This is a genomic window from Salipiger bermudensis HTCC2601 (genome assembly GCF_000153725.1).
Classification (GTDB): domain Bacteria; phylum Pseudomonadota; class Alphaproteobacteria; order Rhodobacterales; family Rhodobacteraceae; genus Salipiger; species Salipiger bermudensis.
Genome location: NZ_DS022278.1, coordinates 232,489 through 256,567, shown reverse-complemented (window position 1 = coordinate 256,567; position 24,079 = coordinate 232,489). Strand labels below are relative to the sequence as shown.

Genomic DNA, 24,079 nt, shown 5'->3' with positions numbered 1-24,079 from the left:
CCTTGGGCGGCCGCGGTGAGCGTTCGCGGGTGAGGCTGTCCGGGCCGCCGGAGAAGATGATCGCGTTCGGGGCGCCAAAATCACCACCTGCGATGTCGCGCTGTTTCACCAGCGGTGTCGCTGCACAGGAGCCGCTATCGCGGCGAAATGGCCCCAGGAGGGGCCATTCCAATCCGTGAGCTAATGGCTCGTGGGCATCGGAACGATCAGCACATCCTCATCCGGGCACATCTGGCTGTGATATTGGATCATGGCATCGGCCGAGCGGAAGTGCTTGTGCTCGCCGGACGACGTCGTGAACACCGGCTCTTCCGTCTCGTCGGGGAAGACGCCCATGACGACCCAGACGGTTTTGCCGTTCGCAGGATCTTTATGGGGTTCGTAGCGCAGGCGGCCCCCGCGTTTGATGAACTGGCGCACCCTGTTGCCGAGTAGCAGGGCGCGCTTCGGTTGTCGGACAGCCGCGCTCGATTGGTCCATTTGTACCTCCTTCTTGGTTCGTCTGTGTCGTGCCACAGGTTGGGTGCCCGGCGGCGCAACGGGTCGTGTCGGCTCGCCGCTCGGGAAGAAGCGGTTGGCTGAGAACGTCATGCTGGCTCTCGGTCAGGAGCCCATGACGCCGGGCTTCGCGGCTTCACTGAGGCAGTCGCGAAAAGCGGTCATCCTGGGCCTTCACCACTAAGAACCAAGCCCGGAATTGCTACTTTGAAACAGTCTGAGGTTGAACCTTACTGTTCCATCGTTGCGCGGAAAGACGCCAATCAACGTCAGGGCAAGCCACTGAAAGTCGATATGTTTTTGAATGTGTCTCAGCCTTGGGTAACGGCTGAAGATCAGCTTCTACGCGTATTCCTCGTTTGGAGGGCGCGTTGCGACTGCGATCCAGAACCAATTTTCCGCCGGGTTGATGTGCGACGGACGGTTGAGGGCGAGCGGTTTTCCAGCCTGGAATGAAGCGACCTTGGGAGCGGAGTTTCAGGCCGGAGCAGGCCCCGAACGAGACCCCAAGTATCGAGAGAGGGGCCTGTGGGAAACCGCGACGGGACGTTGGGTCTGGGCGAATCCCGCGCAGGCGCGGGACCGCGTGCCGAGGTTCCGGTCGGCGCCGCCGCCCTCCACCCCGAGCCGGACACCCCCGTGCTCCCTTCGGCCAAGAGCGCTGCGGTCAGTCTCTCCGAGCCAGCCCTCAGCGCGGCCGAATGGTCGCCTAGTGGCCTCCGTCTCGGCCAGAGGTCTGGCCCGCATTTCGCGATCGGTTTGGGGGTGGGGCAGCACAGGAAGGAACGCGCAGGTTCGGGCATCCGTCAGTGTGCGAAAGCACCTTCGCGGTGTGGCGATTTGATTGGGAGAGCGTGCGCCGGCCCCGTCCCGGTGCAAGGGCAGGCCCTTCTTCACTGCGCTGCGCTTCGTTGCGACCGCAGGCGGTGCACCGGTCCGCTCTGGGCCGTCGCGGTGATCTCCCGAAATCATCCATCACCGAAAGGAGCACCACAATGAACAAGATCATCGCCCGTCTGCGCTCAATCCTGCGAAGCCTCGCCACCAAGGCGAACCTCAAGATCTCGGTCGCGCTCAGCGTCCCAGGCTTCCTCAAGGTCGAGGTCAGTTATTCCCGCAACCTGGATCGGCCTCCGGAGGAGGGCTGATGGCCGTCGTCGGCCTCGGCCAGCTGAGTTTCCGACAAGGATCAGAAGAGACCCGCGCAGTTTGCGCGGGTCACATGTCGTCAGAGGTCAGGGCAGGGGATCGACGGGCGTGCGCCCGCTCACCCCCGCCCTGGCTGTTTCCTTTGGTCTGGTCCGCCCAACAGACCTGCCCCGGAAAGTCAAAAGACAAGCGCCGCGCAGGCGCGTCGTCTCCGACGAGGACCGTGTCCTCGGCCTCCGGCCTGCGGGCCGCACCAACCTCGTCTCCGATCCTTTGACTGTCCGGTTCAGGCCCGTGGGTCGGGCTTCGCCCTCTCCCACTCTGTTCCGCCGAAAACATGCGTTTTCGGTCGGATCAGGTGGCCGAGGCGCAGCCCATCGGCGGAAGGAGGGCGCCAAGCCCCCCCGTCTCACCAGTCAGGAGGCCACAAATGGCTAAATCAGATTTCGACATCTACCAGCACGTTACCAACCAGATCATCGAGGCGATGGAGGCGGGCGTTTCGCCGTGGCGCAAGCCTTGGTCCGGTGGCGAGCAGGGCGGCACATTCCCGCTGCGGGCAAATGGCGAGCCCTATCGGGGGATCAATGTGCTGATGCTCTGGCTTGCCGCCCATGCCAACGGGTTTGCTTCGGCGCATTGGTTCACCTTCAAGCAGGCCAAGGACTTCGACGCGCATGTGCGCAAGGGGCAGAAGTCATCGACGGTGGTGAAATACGGGACCATCGAGCGGGAGAATGACGACGGTGAGGCGGTCGCGATCCCCTATGCCCGCGCCTATCGCGTCTTCAACGCCGACCAGATCGAAGGTTTGCCGGAAGAATTCTACAACCGTCCCGAGGTGCAGGAAGATCTTGGCACGCGCCCCCTGCCGGAGGTCGATGCTTTCTTCCAAGCAGTCGGGGCCAATGTCACGCATGGCGGTGCAAGGGCGTGCTATATCCCGTCGGAGGATCGGATCCAGATGCCGCCCGTGTCCGCCTTCATTTCCGCGCAGCACTACACGGCAACGCTTTGCCACGAGGTCACGCATTGGACCGGTCATCGGTCGCGGTTGGACCGCTTCAAGGTCGGTAGCACCAAGGCCGACTATGCCCGCGAAGAGCTGATAGCAGAAATCGGCAGTTGTTTTCTTGGCGCGCGCATTGGCGTCGAGCCGACCATCGACGAGGCCGCATCTTACCTCGAGAGCTGGCTCGGGGTGTTGAAAGAAGACAAGCGGGCGATCTTCAAGGCGGCGAGCGCCGCGCAAAAGGCCGCGGACTTTGTTCTGGAGGCCGCCGCCGTCGGCGGGGCTTTACGCGCCGCCTGAGCAGATCGGCAAGACTTCGCAAGGGGCCCGCATTTGCGGGCCCCATCTGTTTGAAGTCCATACATATGTATGACTCTATGGACGCCACTACAGGCAAGCGGCCTGGCCCCGGGAAAAATTTGCCGCGCCGAGACAGACGTCTCGCCGCGGCGACCCAGGGCCGAGGTCAGTCGCCCTGCATCAGGGCGCCGCGCATATGTCAGCCGAAATCCGACTGCGTTTTGCGGAGAGGTCGATGCGCAATCCAACACGCATGTTTTCCATGAATATGCCCCTCGACGTGCATCGCGCCCTGAAGCGCGAGGCCTTCGAGGGGGAAACGACAATGGGCGAGATCGTCCTCGCCGCGCTTGAGCAATGGGGTATCGGCCCGAAGACCGACGAGAAAGGAGCAGACCGTGAAGACGATCGTGATCGCGAATAACAAGGGCGGCGTCGGCAAGACGACCGTGGCGAGCCAGATTGCCTTTTACCTCGGTCGCGCAGGCTATTCGGTGATCGCCGTTGATCTGGACGGGCAACGCAACCTCACCAGTGCCATGGGTGGCACGCGGGTCGTCGGAAACGCATTGCAGATGCTCGAGGGTGGCGAAGCGCCGAGCTTTTTCGTCGATCCTGGCGAGGTCGTCTTGATCGAAGGGGACCGCGACGTACCTGTCAGCTCGGACGATACGGTGCTGCAAGGCACCGTGGCGGCGCTGGACGGGCTGGAGGGCGCGGACTTCTGCATTGTGGATACGCCGCCGACATTCTCGGCGCTGGTCTACGGCGCGCTTCTGACGGCGGACTTCATGTTGTCGCCTATCGAGCTAAAGCGGTTTTCACTCGATGGTGTCGAGGGCGTACTGAAAGCCTTCGTGCAGGTGCAGGAGATCAACGAGGGCATCCAGTTCCTGGGCCTGCTGCCGTCGCGCTTCGACGCCGTGAAGAAGAACGAGCGCGAGACGCTGCTCGCCGTTGCAGAGTCCTATTCCAACCTTCTGGTGCCACACGCCATCCGGAACCGGGTTGGATACGAGGCAGCCGAGGCGGAGGGGATTCCGGTGTTCGAGGTGCCGACCGCCAGCGGCAAGGAGGCTGCAGCCGAGTTCGGCGCCTTCTTCGACTGGTTCATCGAGGCTATCGAGAAGGAGGAGTGAGCCATGGCCGAGAAGAAATTCGGTAGTACGATGCAGACGCTGGACCGTCTCAAGAAGAGCGGCGATCTCGCGGCCCTGACGCGGAAGAACAAACCGGCGCAGGCCGGGCAGCGTGACATCCCGCTTGACGACATCGTACCGGACCCCGAGCAGCCCCGTCGGCATTTCGACAAGGATCAGCTGGCCTCGCTGGCGGAGAGCATCCGGATCCAAGGGGTACTGCAGGCGATCACGGTGCAGCCTGCAGATGAGGCCGGGAAGCACGTGTTGATCATGGGCGAGCGGCGTTTCCAGGCCGCGAAGTTGGCGGGGCTGATCAGGATTCCGGCTGTCGTTCGCGAGATGACGGACGCGCTGCGCATGGCGCAGCTGACCGAGAACGTGCAGCGGGCCGACCTGACGACCCTGGAGGTCGCGGAGGCGGTCGCTGCGATGCGGGCAGCGGGCCAGTCGCGCAGTGCAATCGCCGAGGCGCTTGGCTGGAACGAAGGCGAGGTGTCCCGCTTCGCCGCCCTGGCCAAGATGCCGGATGTGTTGCGCGACGCTGCCGCCCGGAACGCCCCGATCCGCGCCCTGTCGGATTTGAACACGCTTTGGAAAAAGGACGAAGCCGCCGTTCGGCAGTTTCTCAGCGAGTCCGAGGCGGGGGATATTAGCCGCGTGTCCGTCGAGCGTCTGCGGGCGGAGATCGAAGCCAAACAGGCCGCGCACAACGTGAGTGCGACCGCACCGATTGCGCCCGAGGGGCCTCAAGTGGAAAGCCCGAAGCAAACCCCCGATGCAAGCCTCGAAACGGCGGAAGTGGCAGGGCAGGGGAGCGCGCCAGTTGAAGCGCCAGCGGCCGCTTCTCAGACCGTGCCCCGGCCGCGCGTCGTTGGCGCCTCGCCCGCCCTTTTGGTCCGTCATGCCGGACAGCTCGGCCAGGCGCTTCTCGACCAGCCCGCTTCGAACACCAAGTCTCTCCTAATCCGTTTCGAGGGGGAGGGGCGGCTGGCGGAGGTGCCACTGGCCGAGGTCGAGCTGGTGGAATTGCTGCGGGACTGAGGAGGAAAAGAGATGGTGAAGATCGCGCTTTGGAACGCAATGCTGCTGATCCGCACGCCGGTTCAGGCGACTCTCACGGTGCTGATGGTGCTGCACTTGGCCGCCGGGGTGGCCGGAGCGGTGATGGTCTTCACCGGCTACGGCGTTGATGCCGTTGATCAGACCCCGTTCGTCTATCGGATCATCGCGCCGGTTTTGATGGGCGGCGTGTTCGTCGCCCTGAGCGCTTTGTCGTTCTATCTCGACAGCCTCGTCTTCCGCGTCACCCCGCGCAATCGACTGCTTTTTCTCTGGGGCTAGCCCTCAGCAAAGCAGGCCTGACGGATCGAAACGCACCGCCTCCGGACGGTGCGTTTTACTTTGCGACCAGCGGAGGATCACGGTCTTTCGATGTGATCTGGGACCGCATCTCGCGCCTGCGGCGGCATCTTGCCCAGCCTTGACGGTGAGCGCGGAAAACGTGGTCCCGGACCACGTTTGGGGCTAGGGTTGTGACTAATGCAGGATAGGCTAAGCGCCAGCAAGTAATGCACCTTTGAGTTAAAATGCCGACGAAGAAGAAAGCCGCGATGACCTATCTGCCGCCCGATCGCCATGCCCAGCTGGCGGCCCTGGCGGCATCAGAAGGGCAGACTGTGTCGGTCCTTTTGGGGCGCCTGATCGGTCTGGCGCTGGATGGGGACGAGGCCGCGGCTCCGCCCAGCCGTCCGACTTCCCGCGCGCGGCGGGAGGGCAAGGTGACGGTGCGACTGGCCGCTGACGTGCGGCAGGATCTGGAGGAAGAGGCGCGGTCCCAAGGCGTCACGGCATCCACTTGGGCTGCCGCTTTGCTGTCGGCCCGGATGCGCAATGCACCGCAGATGGTTGCGGGCGAGAGACGGGGCGTTCGCGCGGCCTACCGCCAGCTTCGCGGCCTGGCCGTCAACGCCAACCAGATTGCCTATGCGCTGAACCGAGGTGTGCTCACGGGCGCGGGCGCAGATCTGACCAAGGCTGAGGTCGAGATCCTGCGCCAGGACGTCGCCAAGTTGCGCATGGCGCTCAGCGTCTATGCAGAAGGTCGCTTCCGGTTTCAGTCAGGGGAAGATGATCAGTCATGAGCGACTTCAAGTCGGAGCTGGGGTTCCAGGATTGCTGGGATTCAGAGGCCAACAGAAAGCTGAATAAGCCGGCTGGAGGATCCGTCGACAGCGGGGGCAGAAAGCGCAAGGCTGGCGCCCAAGATGCGGATCGTGCAACTGCGCAGGCGCAGACGATTTCGGCGGCAGATAAGGCGCGGTTGGCCCGTATCGTCAAAGGCGCGCCGGAGGTCATGGTGAAGGTGTCCAAGCCCGCCAAGAACGACAAGTCCGGCAATCCGACCAAGGTCAGCCGAGCATCAGAAGCGGTCAGGGCCTCGGAGCATCTCGCCTATATCAGCCGAAACGGCAAGATTGAGGTCGAGAATGATCGCGGGGAGGCCTTCAACGGCCGTACGCAGGTTGGCGCGATCTTTCGCGAGTGGATAGAGAAACACGACGAGGATCGACGCGAAGGCTCTGCCACGGACCGGACGAGGATCACGACCAGCATCGTGTTCTCGATGCCCGGTACGGCGAATGCGGAAGCGGTGAAAGACGCGGTCAGGGCGCTGGCAAGGCAGGAGTTCCAAGGGCGGCATGACTACGCGATGGCCCTGCACACGGATACGCATCATCCCCATGTGCACCTGACGCTTCGCACCGTGGGCGAGGACGGCGAGAAGCTGAATCTGCGGAAAGCTGATCTGCAACGCCTGCGGGACACGTTCGCCGAGAAGCTCCGGACCCGCGGGATCGAGGCGGAATCCACCCCTCGCCATGCCCGAGGCGTGACGCGCCGGGGAGAGGTCACGCCTGTCTACAAGATCAGGCAACGGGGCGGTAAGCCCTTGGCCGATGCCCGGAAGATGCGCCAGGTCCGCCGCGACCTTGAAGACAACGGCGGGGGCCTACCTCAGAAGGCATGGGATGACGCGTTGATCGCGCGGCGCAACAGGGTGATGGCAACGTATGACCAAGCCGCAACGATCTTGGCAGGATCAGCGGACCCGAAGGACCGTGACCTGGCGCGGGAAACCAAACGGTTCGCAGCGCGGCTGACCGAGACGACGACGCAACGTGCCGAGATGGCCCGTTCTCTAGCGGGGCAGGATGCAGCGCGTTCTGCGCCTCGCGAGCGCGGAAAACCGACCGATAGCCCAGAGCGTCAGCAGGACCTGTCAAAAGGAAGTCCTGACAGGGGTGGGCGTCAAAGATAGAGGATGTTGCGGCATGCGAGGACTACGAAGCACTTCGACGGCCTCGCAAATTTAAGAATCGGCCGTCCGGGCGATCTGCGGCGAACGGCAAATTTGAGCCCATGTTGGTGAAAAATCGCCCTTGATTTAAGACCCTTTGGATATGTTTCAATTCCCGTATAGTGTGGAAGGAACTGACAAGGATGGGGCCGGGGCAGAAGGTGCAGCCAGCGCTGTTTTGCGAGTTCTCACTCGAGGATCGTACACCACAGAGCCACCTGCTTCGCTCCATCGATCAGCCCTGACGGGAAAGGCACTCGCGCCCTTTCCAAGTGGCCTGTTTCTGCACAAGCGAACGGGTTTTCTTCCACGGAAGCGGCCATAAGCGGCTTGATGGACGGCTATGCGGGCACCACCAGAAGTTCTGGAGGGCTGGTACGGCCACCACTCTGGCATCAGCTACTACCACCTTGCGCAAGCAAGGATCGTAACCGCCCGATTGAGGCCGCCTGCCTGACAGCGGGGTTCCGAGCTAAGACACGTGCATAACGACGTCCTTAACGACGTGTCTTATTTGGAGGGGCCATGCTGGGCGAGGTTCTGGGCGTTGAGCGGCGCCGGCGGTGGAGCGAAGACGAGAAGCTCGAGATCCTGTCGGAGGTCGATGTCGGCGGTGCGTCGGTGACGCAGGTGGCGCAGCGGCACGAGATCACGCGCTCCCAGATCTACGGCTGGCGGCGTGATCTGAAGAAGAAGGGCCTGTGGTCGCCGGATCGCGGGGCTGTTTTCCTGCCGGTGGATTTCAGCGCGGCGCCGACGGCAGCGAGCGTCCCCGCGCCAGCGCGATCCGTCATGGTCGAGCTGCGGCTGAGCAACGGGCGCTGCCTGAGGTTCGACAGCGGCATGGATGGAGAGACGCTGACCCGATTGATCCGGGCTGTGGAGGCGGCATGATCGGACCGGGAACGGGTGTTCGGGTCTACTTGGCCTGCGGAACCACCGACATGCGCAAGGGGATCGCCGGTTTGGCCGCGCTTGCCCAGGACGTCCTGCGCCAAAACCCAGCGAGCGGCGCGGTCTTCGCGTTCCGTGGACGCCGGGGAGATCGGCTGAAGCTTCTCTACTGGGACGGCCAGGGCTTCTGCCTCTACTACAAGGTCCTGGAACGGGGGCGCTTCCCGTGGCCCGTCGCCGGCGACGGCGCCGCAAGGCTGACCTCGGCGCAGCTGGCGATGCTCTGGGAAGGCATCGACTGGCGCCGCCCGGACTGGGGTGCGCCTCCCGCTCGGGTGAGCTGATACTTCTCTCAAACCCCTTGTTTTACTGGTTATGGACCGCACGGGATGGTAAAGGTTCCGCATGTCCGAAGCCTCCTCCCTTCCGCCTGACGATCCTGCCAAGTTGCGCGCGATGATCGCCGCACTCGAGGCCGAGAACGCGGCCATGCGGGCCGAGACAACAAGGCTCACGGCCGTCTTGAAGGCACACGAAGCCCTCGTTCAGGCGCTCCAGATCCGGATCGCCAAGCTCCAGCGTCAGAAGTTCGGCGCGAGCTCGGAGAAAATCGAGCGCGAGATCGAACAACTGGAACTGGCCCTCGAGGCGCTGGAGGTCGCGGCTTCCGCCGCCCGGGAGCCCGAGGAGGAGCCGGAAGCAGAGCCCGCTGTCGCGGAACCTGCTCCCATGCGGCGCAAGCCGAAGGTCTCGGAGGCAACGCCCCGCGAGCGCATTGTGCTCGATCCCGGCGATGCCTGTCCCGCTTGCGGGGGCGAGCTGCGGCTCGTCGGTGAAGACATGAGCGAGATCCTCGAACTGATCAGCGCACGGCTGAAGGTGATCGAGACGGCGCGCCCGAAGAAGTCCTGCCGGAGATGCGAGAAGATCACCCAGACCCCGGCGCCTGCCCGCCCGATCCCGCGCAGCATGGCGGGACCGGGCCTTCTGGCGCACATCCTCGTCTCCAAGTTCGACGATCATCTTCCCTTGTATAGACAGAACGAGATCTTCGCCCGCATGGGCGCGGATATCCCGGCCTCGACGCTCGTCGACTGGTGCGGCCAGGGTGTGCGGGTGCTCTCTCCGCTCGTGGCGCGGATCAGGGCTGACGTGATGACCGCCGATCGCCTCCATGCCGATGACACCCCGGTGCGAGTGCTCGACCGCTCCAAGCGGCTCGAGGGACTGGGAAAGGGCGTGAAGGAGGGCCGGATCTGGACCTACCTCCGGGATGACCGGCCATGGGGCGGGACAGCGCCGCCCGGTGTCGCCTACTTCTTCTCACCGGATCGGAAGAGTGCGCATCCGCACCGCCATTTGGCCGAGTTCAGCGGCATCCTCCAGGCGGACGCCTATACCGGCTTCAAGGCGCTCTATGAGCCCGATGCCACCGGCGTGGTGCGCATCCGGGAGGCCGCCTGCTGGGCACACCTGCGCCGGGACTTCCACGATGTCTGGATCGGCACCAAGTCGGAGATCGCCCGGGAGGCGCTGGACCGTATCGGCGCGCTCTACGACATTGAACGCGAGATCACCGGCTGCTCCGCCGAAGAGCGGCGGCGCGTTAGGCAGACCCGCACGCGCCCTCTGGCGGAGGACTTCAAGGCGTGGTCGGAGGCCCAGCTCGGCCGGGTCTCCGGCAAGAGCGCACTGGCCAAAGCCTTCCGCTACGCGCTCCACCGCTGGCCCTCCTTCACGCTCTTCCTGGAGAACGGCCGCGTGGCCATCGACAACAACCCGGCCGAGCGTGCGATCAAGCCCGTGGTGATTGGTCGGAAGAATTGGCTCTTCGCCGGGGCCGATGCCGGGGGTGAAACTCTCGCGGAAGCCATGACGATCATCGAAAGCGCGAAGCTCAGCGGCCACGACCCCGAAGCCTATATGGCAGACATCCTGGCCCGCATCGGCGACCACAAGATCAACCGCCTCGACGAGCTGCTGCCGTGGAACTGGGTGCCGCAATCCAAAGAGGCGAAGGCCGTCGCTTGAGCTGTGGTCCTTACCGGCCGGTTACCAAGGATCGACATGACCGCAGAAATCGCCGCATATTGAATATGCGCTCCAGTCCAGGGTCAAGAGTTGACGAAAGCTCCTGGATTCATCAGTGTTGATTTAGATCAAGGAAAGAAGGCGATGGTCGGGTAGCTTAGACCAAAGGAGTTCCCCTTGCGCTGGAATCGATCAAAAAATCTGTGTGTTGTGGTCTTGCGAACAGTCGCAATGATTGTCGTGGCACTAACTGTCGGATTTAGTTCTATTCCTCATGCAGCTCATGCGCATGATACGCTCTCTTATCCATCATCTCAGACGATCGTATATGCAGGCGTAGACCACGTCGGCGCTCATGCGCCAAGGGCCGCAATTGTCGATGGACATTGCGCTTCGGGGACATCGTGCCTGATCGCGATTGTGCCGGATTGTATACCGTTTTCTGTACCGAGTACTTGTCGCGGGCCCTTTTCCATCGAACAGCGCAGCGGGACGTCGGCGCTGGCTTTTGGGCTCGATCACCCTCCCAAATCCTAACAGGGCTTTTGTCGTGTATCGAGAAGATTACGGCCCTCTCTGGGTCAACGGATGCACGATCAGTGAACATGTAACGCCACTGAACTTCTGGCGCTTACAGGATTCTTAGCGGTTGAAGCACCGGTCCCAGAACTTCTCCATCGACGGCTATCAGCAAGAGAACAGCCACGATAGCTGATCGAAAAGGGACGCGATGCGCATTTTCAGCCGCTTCCCCCCCCTTTGGGATTCAAGGAAGAACAAAATGAAACTGTACAACACGATCGCCACTGCGCTGGTTCTGACCATGGCCGGCGCGGGACTCGCCGTCGCAGATAGCGATCACGGCCATGGTTTTGCCGGCCCGATCGGCAGCGAACAAGATCCCGCGGCCGCAGGTAAGGCGAACATGATGCAGGAGATGATGCCGATGATGCTGCGCATGCACGCCCAGATGATGGGTGGTGCCATGATGGGTTTTGGCCCAGGCGGCATGGGCGCGATGGATGGTGCCATGATGGGCGTCGGCCCCGGCGAGATGGAGATGATGGACGGCGCAATGATGCGCATGATGATGGGTCCGGACATGATGGGAGCCATGACCCCGGAGACGGGGCGCAAGACTATGCTCGCCCGGCTGGAGGAGTTCGACAAGGACGGCGATGGCACGTTGTCACTCGCTGAATTTGAAGCCCTCCACCTGGCGATGACCCGGGAGGTCATGGTCCGCCGCTTTCAGTATCTTGACGCTGACGGCGATGCGAAGATCTCCGAAGCCGAGATGGGCCGTCCCGCACGTCGGATGGAGATGAACGGCTCTGGCGGTCCGATGAGCGGTAACGGAAATACGATGGACGGACCCATGGGCATGATGGATGGCTCCGGATCCTCGGGCAACTGAAAGCGCCTCTGGGCCTTGTGCGGGGCGAGGTTCGGAGACTGTCCGGAATTTTGTGCCCCGGCGTGGTAACTCTGAAATGAGGAGACCCACGTATGAGCATCGACAAAGACCTTCTGGACCAGCTGATGAAAGGCCGATCGGCCGGGGACCTTTTCGGCAAGGACGGCGTTCTCGCCGAGCTGACCAAGGCGCTGGCAGAGCGCGCCTTGAGTGCCGAGCTGGAAGAACATCTGACCGAGGAACGAGCTGACCCACCAGCGGAAGGGGCGTCTCAGGCTCCGAACCGGCGTAACGGTAGCAGCCAGAAAACGGTCACCACCGACAGCGGCAAGGTCGTGTTGGACATCCCTCGGGACCGCAACGGCAGCTTCGATCCCGTGCTGATCGCCAAGTACCAGCGCCGTTTCCCGGAGTTCGATACCAAGATCATTTCCATGTATGCGCGCGGGATGACGACCCGCGAAATCCAGGGACACATTGAGGAGATCTACGGCATCGAGGCCTCCCCGAGCTTGATATCGGCGATCACCGATGCGGTGATGGACGAGGTCACGGCTTGGCAGAACCGTCCGCTCGAGCCCTGCTATCCGGTGGTGTTCATGGACGCGATCCGGGTCAATATCCGCAGCGATGGCGCGGTCTCGAACAAGGCAGTCTTTGTCGCCCTGGCTATCCTCCCGGACGGCACGAGGGACGTGCTGGGGCTATGGTTTCAGGCCAATGAGGGCGCCAAGTTCTGGGCCAAGGTTCTCAACGACCTGCGCAATCGCGGGGTGCAGGACATCCTGATCGCGGTCGTGGACGGCCTCAAGGGCTTCCCCCAGGCCATCGAGGCAGCCTTCCCACAAACTCAGGTTCAGACGTGCATCGTGCATCTTCTGCGCCATTCTATGAGCTTCGCCAGCTACAAGGACCGCAAGGCCGTGGCAGTGGCGCTGAAGGCGGTCTACTCCGCCGTCGACGCGGCAGCCGCCGAGGCCGCGCTGACCGACTTCGAGGAGAGCGATCTGGCCGCCCGCTACCCGGCAATCGCGCCGAGCTGGCGACGGGCCTGGACCGAGGTGATCCCGTTCCTCGACTATCCACCCGAGGTCCGCAGGCTGATCTATACGACGAATGCCGTAGAGGCGCTGAATTCGAAGATCCGCCGGGCTGTCCGCACACGGGGGCATTTCCCCAGCGACGAAGCGGCAGCGAAATTGATATATCTGGCCCTGAATGCTACTTCTCAGGAGTGGAAGCGCTCGGTGCGCGAGTGGCACGCAGTGAAAAGCCAGCTCGCCATCATGTTCGAGGACCGCTTCCCAATGGCGTAATCAACGCGCCGGGGCACAGAATTCCGGACAGTCTCGAGGTTCGCCCTGCACAGGACAGCAAACCGGGAAAGAGAACGTGGCAATGTCGCCGCTCACCTTTGTTGAGGCCGCCAGCGCCATCCTTAGCCCTCTAGTCCGCCAGAAATATCGTCTTTCGGGCCACCAGGATCCCGATCATACTACCGATTATTCGCGAACTGCAGGTGCCCAATAGCATCACCTATCACCCTCACGAGGTATAGTCTTCCACATGCCCCACAGCCAAAGTCACAATCAGAACCAGACCGCAGACGAATTCTGGACTTGCCCAATGCACCCCGAAGTCCGGCAAAACCAACCGGGTGACTGCCCCAAATGCGGGATGCATCTGGTGCCTGAAGGTCAGGCGACGGCGCACGCCAGCCACAGCCACAAGTCGCACAGTGGTCATCACCATGCGTCTACGGCAGGCCCTGATCACATAGGGCGAAAAACGCATGTCGGATTGGCTGCCTCGGGTGGTTCCTACGATACGGTGCCAGCCGGGTATCACGGTCCGGTTTATACGTGTCCCATGCATGCTGAGGTGCGCCAGACTCACTCTGGCTCTTGTCCAATTTGCGGCATGGGGCTGGAGCTTGAATCGGCTACAATGACTGCCGATGAGCCGAATCCCGAACTTATCGACTTTACCCGGCGCTTCTGGATCGGAGCCGGGCTGACAGTCCCTTTGCTGGTCTTCACCATGGGCCCCTATTTGGGGGCCCCGGGCGTGCGCGAGGTGTTTGGCGAGCGAGCCACGCTCTGGATCGAACTGTTCCTCGGCACACCGGTGGTCTGGTGGTGCGGCTGGCCATTCCTGCAGCGTGGCTGGACGTCCTTCCGTTCGATGAAGCTGAACATGTTCTCGCTGGTCGCCATGGGCGTCATGGCCGCCTGGCTCTTCAGCATCGTGGCGGTTCTCCTGCCTGACATCTTCCCGGACGGGTTCCGTAGTGCGGAGGGCCATGTCGGGGTCTACTTCGAAGCTGCGGCAGTAATCGTCACGCTGGTTCTTTTGGGCCAACTGATGGAGCTTCGCGCTCGTGAGGGGACCGGCAAGGCAATCAGAGCGCTGCTCGATCTCGCCGCCAAGACCGCACGGATCATTCGAGAGGACGGCAGGGAGGAAGAAATCCCGCTTGAGGATGTCCAGGTCGGCGACCGGCTGAGGGTCCGACCGGGCGACAAGATTCCCGTTGATGGCGTTGTGCTCGATGGCCGATCCGCAGTCGATGAAAGCATGATCACTGGCGAGCCTGTCCCGGTCGAAAAGGTTGAAGGTGAGCCGGTCACCGGCGCTACGATTAACGGGACCGGATCGCTGATCATCGAAGCACGGCGCGTAGGGGGCGACACGATGCTGAGCCAGATTGTCGAGATGGTGGCCAATGCTCAGCGTTCTCGGGCCCCGATTCAGAAGTATGCCGACCAGGTTTCCGGCTACTTCGTGCCCGCAGTCATCGGCATTGCGGTCCTTTCGTTCATCGGCTGGGCCATCTGGGGGCCAGCTCCAGCACTCTCCTATGCCCTGATCGCAGCGGTCGCCGTCCTGATAATCGCCTGCCCCTGTGCGCTTGGTCTTGCGACGCCGATGTCGATCATGACGGCCACTGGGCGCGGCGCTCAGGCAGGGGTGCTGATCAAGAATGCCGAGGCTCTGGAGCGGTTCGAGAAGATTGATACACTGATCGTCGACAAGACCGGCACTTTGACCATGGGCAAACCGCGGCTGGTCGGCATCTTGCCGGAAGCAGGCCATGACGAAGCCGAGGTGCTACGGTTGGCGGCCACGCTTGAAAAGGGCTCTGAGCACCCGCTCGCCGAGGCCATCGTGGAGGGCGCGCAAGAGCGGGGTATGAAACTTGGCGACGCCGGGGATTTCGAAGCCGTCACCGGCAAGGGGGTTATGGGAACGGTCGACGGAAAACGCATCGCGCTCGGGAACCTCAAGCTGATCCAGGATCTCGGTCTCGACGCTGGCGAGCTGGCCGATAAGGCGAACGCACGACGTGACGAAGGCGAAACGGTCATGTTCGTGGTCGTAGAAGGCAGGGTGGCGGGTATGGTCAGTGTTGCCGACCCGGTGAAGGAGACGACGTCAGAGGCACTGAAGGCGCTTCACGACCTTGGCTTTCGCATCATCATGGCGACTGGCGACAATGAGCGCACGGCAAAAGCCGTCGCCTCAAGGCTCGGCATCGACGAAATTCGGGCGGATGTGCTGCCCGAAGACAAAGCGCGGATCATCAGGGAGTTGCAGTCCGAAGGTAGGAGTGTCGCGATGGCAGGAGACGGCGTCAACGACGCCCCCGCGTTGGCTCAGGCCGATGTCGGGATCGCGATGGGAACCGGAGCGGATGTCGCCATCGAGAGCGCGGGGATCACGCTGGTCAAAGGCAACCTAGACGGCATCGTCCGGGCTCGCCGTCTCGCCCGCGCAACCATGCGCAATATCCGTCAGAATCTCTTCTTTGCGCTGATCTACAACGCCGCCGGCGTGCCGATCGCTGCAGGTGTGCTTTTCCCGCTATTCGGCATCCTGATCAGTCCGATGTTTGCCGCCTTCGCCATGAGCGCATCGTCGATCTCGGTGGTGCTCAATTCCTTGCGACTTCGCAAGACAAGTATCTGAACGAGAGAGGTGCGGAAATGGCACTACATACCAAGCACATCGACGAGAAGAAAAGCAATGAGGAGGCGAGGCCTCCTTCCTTCTGGCGTTCGCGAGGCGGAGTCTATCTCATCGTTGCCCTGGGGATTGCCGGGGTGCTTCTGGGGTACGAACATCGGGTCCACATACTCGCGAGCGATTGGCTCCTCTGGTTGCCGCTACTCGTTTGCGTGGGCATGCACTTCTTTATGCATGGGGGGCACGGAGGCCACGGCCACGGAGATGACAAATCATGACAGATACCGGCGCCTCTTATGGTCTTTGGTTCCTCGTCTTCGTCAACTCGGCGGTGTTTATCATCTTCGCTCTTAGCTTCTTCAAACCGCAAACTGCGCGGGACTGGCGAAGCTTCGGTGCATTCAGTGCGTTCATTGTCGCGCTCTTCGCTGAGATGTACGGCTTCCCGCTGACGATCTTCGTGCTTTCCGGGTGGCTGCAATCGCACTGGCCCGGTATCGACTGGTTCGCTCACGACAGCGGGCATTTGCCAGAGATGATCATGGGCTGGCGCACCAATCCACACTTTGGACCATTTCACCTCCTAAGTTTTCTCCTGGTCGGTGCCGGCTTCTGGCTGCTCTCTGTGGCTTGGCATCATCTCTGGACGGCGCAGCGGCAAGGACGCCTGGCCTCGACAGGACCCTATGCAAGGATTCGCCATCCGCAGTACGCAGCATTCATTCTCATCATGGCTGGATTTCTCGTGCAGTGGCCGACTCTGCTGACGCTCGCGATGTTTCCGGTTTTGGTGTGGATGTATGTGCGCCTGGCGAGGAGCGAGGAAGCCGACAGTCGCGCCAGTTTCGGCGAAGCTTGGGAGCGCTATGCTGCAAGCGTCCCTGCATTCATTCCCCAAAAAAATGCTCCCCCCAGTAGATCAAGCTCGCGAGTTCGGGGCTCAAAGGAAGGTGAAACATGATGGGCGGATTCGGAATGGGAATTGGCGGGATCTGGATGATCCTGATCTTGATCCTGGTTGTGCTCGCAATCGCGGCACTTGTGAAGTACCTGCGCAAATAGCCGAATGAAGTCAGATGAGTTATTCAATCGACCGTTTCTTCGAGGGCGCCAACCTAGACGAGGTTGAAGCTCGCACACGGCAGGCGCTGGCCAACGCGGGCTTTGGCGTCCTGACAGAGATAGACGTGAAGGCGGCAATGAAGAAGAAACTCGACAAGGACATGGATGGCTACCTGATCCTTGGTGCCTGCAACCCCGGGATGGCTCGGGAGGCAATCGGGCTGGAACCCAAGGTGGGTGCGATGCTGCCCTGCAATGTGATCCTGCGCAAAATACCCGGCGGCCTCGAAGTCTCGGCCGTCGATCCGCAGGCATCGATGCAGGCCATCGAAAACACCGAACTCTCCGCCGTAGCGGGCAAGGTTCGTGACAGGCTGGCTGGCGTGGTTGCTGCTATCTGACGATTTCGATAGCCAGAAATGGGCGAAAACATGAACGATTTCTTCACTAACGCCGCGATCTCCCTCGCCGCGTTGATTGCAACATCCCACCTCGGCGACAAGGCGCTGAAGCGCTCCCCGATAACGGAGGTTTCATCATGAAACACAACCATGGGGGCGGCGACTACAAGGCTGGCTCGATCACACTCGGCGGCGCGGTTGCGATGGGTACTGGGGTCATGATCGGTGCTGGCATCTTTGCCCTGACTGGCCAGATTGCCGAGTTGGCAGGGACCCTGTTCCCAATCGCCTTCATCGTCGGCGCAATTGTTACCGGTTTCAGTGCCTACAGCTATGTAAAGATGTCGAATGCCTGGCCCTCGGCAGGGGGCATCGCGATGATCCTGCAGAAGTGCTACGGCCCCGGAGCAGTGGCCGCTGGTGCTGCTCTGTTGATGGCATTGAGCATGGTCATCGCCGAAAGCCTAGTCGCCCGGACCTTCGCTGCCTACCTTCTGCGTCCTTTCAACATTGACGGTGGACCACTGGTGCCGATCTTGGCGGTAGGCGTGATCCTATTCGCATTCCTGGTGAATATCGCGGGAAACCGTTCGATTGGTCTTTTTTCTCTAGTGATGGCTGCGATCAAGATCGGCGGTATTGCCATTTTCGGGTTTGCAGCTCTTTGGTCAAGCGGGTTTGACTTCGCTGCGGGCACGGAAGACATCAGTGCCCATGGCGCCACTGGGTTCATGGCCTCCGTCGCACTCGCCATCTTGGCCTTCAAAGGCTTCACGACAATCACCAATAGCGGCGCTGAGATCACCGATCCCCATCGTAACGTCGGCCGGGCAATCGCCATCTCGATCGCGCTGTGTGTCGTGGTGTACCTCCTAGTGGCCTTCGGCGTCGGTTCGAGCCTGACCATCGACCAAATCGTTGACGCTCGGGATTATTCTCTGGCCGAGGCCGCTAAGCCCGCCCTTGGCGAGGCGGGGTTCCTCCTGACCGTCTTACTCGCGGTCGTGGCCACTGCCTCGGCCGTCCTAGCCAGTGTTTTCGCGGTGTCGCGAATGCTGGCCATGCTGACTGACATGAAGATGATCCCGCACAGCCATTTCGGCATGACGGGCCCGATCCAGCGCCACACCCTTGTCTATACGGTGGTGGTTGCCTCAGGGCTGGCAGTGTTCTTTGACCTAGGCCGGATCGCATCACTCGGTGCGTTCTTCTATCTGGTCATGGACATGGTGGTCCATTGGGGCGTATGGCGTTTCCGCCGGGAAGACATCGGAGCCCGGAGTCCGATTTTGATAGCGGCATTATGCTTCGACGCCATCGTGCTAACTGCATTTACGGCAATGAAGTTGCAGAGCGATCCCATGATCGTCATCCTCGCTGGCGCGGGGATCTTCACTGTCTTCTTCTTCGAGAGGAGCTATCTATCGAATTGGCTCGCTCCGCAGTATGGCAACCGCGATGAATGATGAATAACGTAGTCCTGAAACAAGGTTATAGTCGGCAGACCGCAGTCTGCGGGATAGGTGTACACGCCTGGAAAACGCAGTGTACGGGGGACAGTAGTGACCATTGTGTCGCGAGATCCCATCTTGCTGGCTGACGACGAAAGGTCCCCATGCGCCTGCTCGCCATCATCGTCCTGACCAGCCTGGTGATGCTGGCTGCCTTCCCGCAAATGTCTGCGGCTGGGCCCGCGATGCATGAATGCGCGGCCTGCCCAGAGGCGATCATCGATGCAAATCAGCAGGCCCCGGCGCACCAGCACCAGGTCGACGCGCCTTGTTCTGACATGGCGACCTGCGCAGGCTGGGCCCTTGTCGATACCAGTCAGCCTCTCCATAGCGCCAACCCGCCACGCCTCCGTCATGCGTGGCCGGAGCCACGAAGTGGCACGACGATCAGTCTGTCCCTTGACCTCCCGCCTCCTCGCGCCTGAGCCAGCTCCAGTTGAACCTGGGTCGTTTCCGATCGACCCATCATCAGAGCGCGCGGCCCGCAAAGCCGTGCAGATCAGGATACTATCATGAACAAATTCACCCTCACCGGGGCCGCGATTCTTGTCGTGGCGCTTGGTGCTTATGCAGTCACTCGCTCCTCCGAGCAAACCGCCCCCGCGCAGGAAACCATGGCGCCAGCGGAGGGCGCGGCCATGGTGGCCGTCACTCTTCCCGATACATTGTCGCCCGAGGGGACGATGGGGAAGCGGGCTTTCGATGCGGTCTGCGCTGATTGCCATGGTGACAATGCCGCCGGGAAAATGGGGATCGCCCCGCCGCTGATCCACAAGATCTACGAGCCGTCGCATCATGGCGATATGGCCTTCCAGATGGCGGCTGCGAACGGCGTACGCGCACACCATTGGAAACTCGGCGACATGCCGCCGCAGCCCGGGGTGACCCGCGCGGATGTGACGTCGATCATCGCCTACATCCGCGAAGTACAGCGCGCCAATGGGATCAACTAACATGAAGATGACACGACGCGCCTTCTGCGCAGGTCTCGCGGCTGTTCCACTGGCGCGCCCTACTCAGGCTCAGGATATGGCGCTCCTGACAGCTAGGGCAGCCACGGTGCAGCTTGCCCCGGATGGCTATCCGGCGACGCCGGTCTGGAGCTACGACGGGACGATCCCGGGCCCGGTCATCCGCGCCGCTCAAGGCAGCCGGTTGCAACGGCGACTTGTGAACACGCTGGAGGTTCCGACCTCTGTTCACTGGCATGGCATCCGTATCGACAACGCCATGGATGGTGTCGCGGGGCTGACCCAGAACGCGGTGCCGCCCGGTGAGAGCTTCGACTACGCCTTCGATCTGCCTGATGCGGGAACCTACTGGTATCACGCCCATACAAATTCGATGGAACAGGTCGCGCGGGGTCTTTCCGGAGCCCTGATCATCGAAGAGGCCACACCGCCTGATGTGGACCGGGACGAGGTCCTGATGATCGACGATTGGTTGCTGGACCCTGATACGGGCCTGTTCGTCGATGACTTCGCAGCGCCGATGACGCGCAGCCACGGAGGCCAGATCGGCAACCTCGTGGGCGTGAACGGGCGCTACGATTACAGCCTGTCGGCCCGGCAAAACGAGCGGCTGAGGCTGCGGCTGATCAACTCGGCCAATGCCCAGATATTCGGTCTGAAGCTGGAGGGGCTGACCGGCTGGACGGTGGCTCTCGACGGCATGCCTCTCGACACGCCAGAACCGGTGACGGATACGCTTGTGCTTGCACCGGCACAGCGCATGGATCTGATCGTCGATATCACCGCCGAGGAAGGGGAAACCGCAGGACTTCTCTTTGCCGCAGCGGATGATACTTGGCGCGTACTGGCTGAAGTTTCTGTCGAAGGGCGTGCCGCTTCAGTTCCGCGCGGTGCGCCTCAGCCCTTGCCACGCAATCCGCGCATGGAGGTTGTGGGCGTCGACACCGCGCCTGTCCTTGAGATGCCGCTGCAGGGCGGTGCGATGCGCGGCCTGGAAAGCGCAGCCTTCAACGGGCAGAAACTGACCTGGCAGGAGTTGGTGCAACAAGGACAGTTCTGGGCGCTGGCCGGACAGGCCGGGCTAGGAGAGGCGCCGTTTGCCACGCTTTCGCGCGGCGAGACGGCCCGCATCCGCATGACCAATGACACGATTTTCCCGCACGCGATGCATCTGCACGGGATGCATTTCAGGACGCGTAAGGAAGACGGAAGCCTTGGTCCTCTACGGGACACGGTTCTCGTCATGCCCAACGAGATGACTGAGATCGCCTTCGTTGCGGACAATCTGGGAAAGTGGCTGCTGCATTGCCATATGCTGGGGCACGCAGCTTCGGGAATGACGAATTGGATCATGGTCGCATGAAGGGCCTGATCGCACTTGCAGCAACTCTTGCAAGCTGGGCGCAGGCCGTTGCGGCAGAGGAAGGCATGGATGGCGCAGCTTTGTATCAGCAGAACTGTGCATCCTGCCATGGGACGGAGCTTCAGGGGCAGCCGGACTGGCGCAGCCTCGGTCCCGACGGCCGCCTGCCTGCGCCACCCCATGATGCAACGGGCCACACTTGGCATCATGGCGACGACATCCTGTTCCGCATCACGCGGGACGGGACTGCAGCGGTGGTCGGCGGGGGATATGAAAGTGACATGCCCGGCTTTGGCGACAGCCTGAGGGATGCGGAAATTAGAGCGATCCTCGACTACATCAAATCCACCTGGCCCGAGCGCGAACGCGCCTATCAACGTGAAAGAACTCAGCAGGAATAGGCCGAGAAAAGCCAACTTTTAGGGAACATTCACCCACTGGAAGGTTGTTATTCCCCTAAACGCACTCGGAGGTGACGATGGCCTATTCCCGCTTTTTCCTGATGATTGCCGTGTCTACGGTTCTGATGTTCGGGTTGATGTACCTGAACACGTATCTGATCAGCCATATCTTCTGGTCAGAAACACGCGCCTATATGGCAATCGTCATGGGGGCGGTTATGGCCTTCGTCATGCTGGCCTTCATGCTCGGCATGTACAAGAACCGCACGCTCAATATCGCGATATTCGCGGGCTCCATCATCGTTTTCGCAGGGGCGCTCTGGCTGGTGCGCAGTCAGGTGACGGTGCAGGACCGGGCTTACATGCGCGCGATGATCCCACACCATTCGATCGCCATCATGACGTCGTCGCGCGCGGAAATCACCGATCCCAGGGTGCGCACTTTGGCCGATGACATCATCTACGCCCAGGATAAGGAAATCGCGGAGATGCGCTATCTGATCGCGGACATTTCGGCGAATGGAGAGGCGACGCCCGCCGGGGATGAACCGGTAGCCGAACTGAAACCCGCTCAGGACGCCTTGTCCAGCGAGGTCGTTTCCAAGGTCGATCCGGAGTTCCTGACGCAGGCAGATATCGCCCAGGTCTTCCCGGATGGGGCCGCGTGCAGCTTCACCTACACTGAAACGAGCCCGCCCGTGTTCGTGTCTGGAAACGGCACTGCCTTGGTCAAGATCAGCGGTGATCTTGTGCAACTCGATGGCGGGGAAGACAGCTTCGCCGCTGACCCGATCACGATTGATGTGCGCAATACGGAAGATGATGGCCTTCAGGATTTCGTCATCAGCGCGGGCCCTGACTACGAGGCCGGTTTCCGCGGTCAGTACGCCTGCACGAATTGAGGAAGATGATCATGCCAAAAGATACCACGAAAACCGCCGTTCTCTACCGCATGGTCATGCCTGAGCACACATGCCCCTTCGGTCTGAAATCCAAGGACTTGCTTGAGCGCAAAGGCTACGCCGTCGAAGATCATCACCTGAAGACCGAGGACGAGACTGAGGCCTTCAAGCGCGAGCATGACGTCAAGACGACGCCGCAGACCTTCATTGACGGGAAACGGATCGGGGGTCATGACGACCTGCGCATTTTCCTCGGGATCGACCCGCCCAAGGAAGAACAGAGCGACACGACATATCGACCTGTCATCGCGATCTTTTCAGTCTGTGCCCTGCTGGCGCTTGGGCTGGCGTGGCACCAATACGGGACGATCCTGACTTGGCAGAGCTTCCAGTGGTTCATCTCGTTGTCCATGACCGTGCTTGCGATCCAGAAGCTTCAAGACGTTGAGCAGTTCTCGACAATGTTCCTGAACTACGACCTGCTGGCGAAACGTTGGGTGCCCTACGGCAAGATCTACCCCTACGGCGAGGCGCTGGCTGGCATCCTGATGACTGCGGGAGTCCTGACATGGATTTCCGCACCCGTCGCCCTTTTCATCGGGACCATTGGGGCGGTCAGCGTGTTCAAGGCGGTTTACATCGACAAGCGCGGATTGAAATGTGCCTGCGTCGGCGGGAACTCCAACGTGCCGCTCGGGTTCATTTCCTTGACCGAGAACCTGATGATGATCGTGATGGGGCTCTGGATGGGCCTGCGCGCCCTCGGGGGCTGAGGTGAGAAACGGGGGCGTCGTCGTGACGCCCCCGGTGCCTTTCTGGGTTAGCCGACGTGCTCAGGTGCGACTGTGGACGTGAAGGTCGCGGTGACCAGCAGGATCACGAGGAAGGCCGCTACCTCCCATCGGATCGACGCCCTCAGCGGGCCGGCGTTTCCGGTCTCGGCCAGGGCAGGGGTCAGCCGAAGCTTGTTCAGCCCGGCGAGGCCGAGAAGCAGGGCCACGACTGCCAGTTTCAGCATCAGGAACTGCCCCCAGGGTTGGGTCAGGACCGCGATGGGATCGCCCGCCAGGATCACCAGGATGACGACGCCCGCCACGACAAGTAGCCCGACCATGACAAGCGCTGCCTGACCGAACCGTTCGACAGTACGCCAGGCTGCCTCGTTGCCGCGCCGCGCCATGTCATAGAGCGGATAGAAGCCCCCGATCCAGAAGCTCGCAGCCAGGATGTGGATGACGAAAAGCGTTGCAAGCGCCAGCCTCGGATCTTCGGTCGCGTGACCACGCAGCGCGAAACTGATGGCAACAAGAATGACGCCAAGGACCGCCACAGGTCGTGTCCAACCGCGATTGAGCGCGATGGTCGCGATGCCGAGAAGGCCAAGAATGTCGGCCTCCACCGACAGGCCGAGCGGGCTGAAGAGCGCGACCTGAAGCATCATCGGATCAAGCGCGCCGCCGAAGCCCCCGTAGAAGAAAGCCGCCCGCAGCGGAATGTTCAGCGCGCTGAAGACAATGCCGACGAAGGCTGACCATGCTGCAAGTCGCCTGAGGCGACGGCTTGCAGGGGCATCCAGCTCCGTCAGGAGCCAGAGGTTGATCACGGAGCCCGCCGCAAGCAGGACACTGACATACATCCCCGCCTTGACGAGGATCGAGGCGATCTGCACCGGTTCCAGTGCGGCAAGAACTCCGCCCATGA

The 24,079-nt window shown here is 61.8% G+C and carries 25 protein-coding genes; 23 read left to right on the top strand and 2 right to left on the bottom strand.

Annotated elements, in window-relative coordinates:
* Positions 1–180: 180 nt before the first annotated feature.
* A complete protein-coding gene (locus R2601_RS23880) occupies positions 181–480 on the bottom strand; it encodes a hypothetical protein (protein WP_007803560.1) in 300 nt (99 codons plus the stop codon).
* A 1,013-nt stretch (positions 481–1,493) separates the two neighbouring features.
* On the opposite strand from R2601_RS23880, the gene R2601_RS26840 reads away from it, so the two are divergent.
* The 23 genes from R2601_RS26840 to R2601_RS23765 all read left to right on the top strand — a co-directional run bounded on the left by R2601_RS26840 (position 1,494) and on the right by R2601_RS23765 (position 23,151).
* Complete coding sequence (locus R2601_RS26840; protein ID WP_007803557.1) at positions 1,494–1,646, top strand: hypothetical protein; 153 nt, start codon at positions 1,494–1,496, stop codon at positions 1,644–1,646.
* A gap of 359 nt (positions 1,647–2,005) precedes the next feature.
* Positions 2,006–2,959: an ArdC family protein gene (locus R2601_RS23875; protein WP_311135729.1), complete on the top strand. Its 954-nt coding sequence runs from the start codon at positions 2,006–2,008 to the stop codon at positions 2,957–2,959.
* 235 nt (positions 2,960–3,194) lie between these two features.
* Entirely contained in the window at positions 3,195–3,383 is a 189-nt protein-coding gene (locus tag R2601_RS23870) for a hypothetical protein (RefSeq protein WP_040545978.1), read from the top strand.
* A complete protein-coding gene (locus R2601_RS23865) occupies positions 3,358–4,098 on the top strand; it encodes a ParA family protein (RefSeq protein WP_007803552.1) in 741 nt (246 codons plus the stop codon). Before R2601_RS23870 ends, R2601_RS23865 begins: the two co-directional genes overlap by 26 nt.
* Before the next feature lie 3 nt (positions 4,099–4,101).
* A complete protein-coding gene (locus tag R2601_RS23860) occupies positions 4,102–5,142 on the top strand; it encodes a ParB/RepB/Spo0J family partition protein (RefSeq protein WP_007803551.1) in 1,041 nt (346 codons plus the stop codon).
* 12 nt (positions 5,143–5,154) lie between these two features.
* Complete coding sequence (locus R2601_RS23855; protein WP_007803549.1) at positions 5,155–5,442, top strand: hypothetical protein; 288 nt, start codon at positions 5,155–5,157, stop codon at positions 5,440–5,442.
* A gap of 245 nt (positions 5,443–5,687) precedes the next feature.
* Entirely contained in the window at positions 5,688–6,242 is a 555-nt protein-coding gene (locus R2601_RS23850; protein WP_144266946.1) for a hypothetical protein, read from the top strand.
* Positions 6,239–7,420, top strand: a complete 1,182-nt coding sequence (locus tag R2601_RS23845) for a relaxase/mobilization nuclease domain-containing protein (protein WP_007803546.1) — start codon at positions 6,239–6,241, stop codon at positions 7,418–7,420. The genes R2601_RS23850 and R2601_RS23845 overlap by 4 nt, the downstream gene beginning before the upstream one ends.
* A gap of 564 nt (positions 7,421–7,984) precedes the next feature.
* Positions 7,985–8,353 (top strand): IS66-like element accessory protein TnpA, encoded by a 369-nt coding sequence (gene tnpA / locus R2601_RS23840; protein WP_007803373.1) that lies wholly within the window; start codon positions 7,985–7,987, stop codon positions 8,351–8,353.
* A complete protein-coding gene (gene tnpB / locus R2601_RS23835) occupies positions 8,350–8,697 on the top strand; it encodes an IS66 family insertion sequence element accessory protein TnpB (RefSeq protein WP_040545958.1) in 348 nt (115 codons plus the stop codon). The genes tnpA and tnpB overlap by 4 nt, the downstream gene beginning before the upstream one ends.
* Positions 8,698–8,758: 61 nt before the next feature.
* Positions 8,759–10,384 (top strand): IS66 family transposase, encoded by a 1,626-nt coding sequence (gene tnpC, locus R2601_RS23830; protein ID WP_007803542.1) that lies wholly within the window; start codon positions 8,759–8,761, stop codon positions 10,382–10,384.
* Between the two features lie 781 nt (positions 10,385–11,165).
* Positions 11,166–11,801 carry an EF-hand domain-containing protein gene (locus R2601_RS27510; RefSeq protein ID WP_007803540.1) on the top strand — a complete coding sequence of 212 codons (636 nt, stop codon included), beginning with the start codon at positions 11,166–11,168 and terminating at the stop codon, positions 11,799–11,801.
* A 92-nt stretch (positions 11,802–11,893) separates the two neighbouring features.
* The gene (locus R2601_RS23820; RefSeq protein ID WP_007796303.1) at positions 11,894–13,117 is read left to right on the top strand and encodes an IS256 family transposase; all 1,224 of its coding nucleotides are present in this window, start codon (positions 11,894–11,896) and stop codon (positions 13,115–13,117) included.
* A gap of 310 nt (positions 13,118–13,427) precedes the next feature.
* Positions 13,428–15,770 carry a copper-transporting P-type ATPase gene (locus R2601_RS23815; protein WP_086003326.1) on the top strand — a complete coding sequence of 781 codons (2,343 nt, stop codon included), beginning with the start codon at positions 13,428–13,430 and terminating at the stop codon, positions 15,768–15,770.
* 17 nt (positions 15,771–15,787) lie between these two features.
* The gene (locus R2601_RS23810; protein ID WP_007803536.1) at positions 15,788–16,045 is read left to right on the top strand and encodes a DUF2933 domain-containing protein; all 258 of its coding nucleotides are present in this window, start codon (positions 15,788–15,790) and stop codon (positions 16,043–16,045) included.
* On the top strand, positions 16,042–16,728 hold the full coding sequence (locus tag R2601_RS23805) for a methyltransferase family protein (protein WP_007803532.1): 687 nt from the start codon (positions 16,042–16,044) through the stop codon (positions 16,726–16,728). Before R2601_RS23810 ends, R2601_RS23805 begins: the two co-directional genes overlap by 4 nt.
* A 115-nt stretch (positions 16,729–16,843) precedes the next feature.
* Positions 16,844–17,230, top strand: coding sequence for a DUF302 domain-containing protein (locus tag R2601_RS23800; RefSeq protein ID WP_007803529.1), 387 nt, complete (start codon positions 16,844–16,846; stop codon positions 17,228–17,230).
* 137 nt (positions 17,231–17,367) lie between these two features.
* Positions 17,368–18,696 carry an APC family permease gene (locus R2601_RS23795; RefSeq protein WP_007803526.1) on the top strand — a complete coding sequence of 443 codons (1,329 nt, stop codon included), beginning with the start codon at positions 17,368–17,370 and terminating at the stop codon, positions 18,694–18,696.
* A 557-nt stretch (positions 18,697–19,253) separates the two neighbouring features.
* A complete protein-coding gene (locus R2601_RS23785; RefSeq protein ID WP_007803524.1) occupies positions 19,254–19,694 on the top strand; it encodes a c-type cytochrome in 441 nt (146 codons plus the stop codon).
* 1 nt (position 19,695) lies between these two features.
* The gene (locus R2601_RS23780) at positions 19,696–21,075 is read left to right on the top strand and encodes a multicopper oxidase family protein (protein WP_040545974.1); all 1,380 of its coding nucleotides are present in this window, start codon (positions 19,696–19,698) and stop codon (positions 21,073–21,075) included.
* Complete coding sequence (locus tag R2601_RS23775; RefSeq protein WP_040545972.1) at positions 21,072–21,476, top strand: c-type cytochrome; 405 nt, start codon at positions 21,072–21,074, stop codon at positions 21,474–21,476. Before R2601_RS23780 ends, R2601_RS23775 begins: the two co-directional genes overlap by 4 nt.
* 77 nt (positions 21,477–21,553) lie before the next feature.
* Positions 21,554–22,378 carry a DUF6692 family protein gene (locus R2601_RS23770; RefSeq protein ID WP_007803519.1) on the top strand — a complete coding sequence of 275 codons (825 nt, stop codon included), beginning with the start codon at positions 21,554–21,556 and terminating at the stop codon, positions 22,376–22,378.
* A gap of 11 nt (positions 22,379–22,389) precedes the next feature.
* The gene (locus tag R2601_RS23765) at positions 22,390–23,151 is read left to right on the top strand and encodes a glutaredoxin family protein (protein WP_195903890.1); all 762 of its coding nucleotides are present in this window, start codon (positions 22,390–22,392) and stop codon (positions 23,149–23,151) included.
* A 47-nt stretch (positions 23,152–23,198) separates the two neighbouring features.
* Here R2601_RS23765 and R2601_RS23760 read toward each other — a convergent pair whose 3' ends face one another.
* Positions 23,199–24,077: a CopD family protein gene (locus R2601_RS23760; RefSeq protein ID WP_007803515.1), complete on the bottom strand. Its 879-nt coding sequence runs from the start codon at positions 24,075–24,077 to the stop codon at positions 23,199–23,201.
* Between the last annotated feature and the right edge of the window lie 2 nt (positions 24,078–24,079).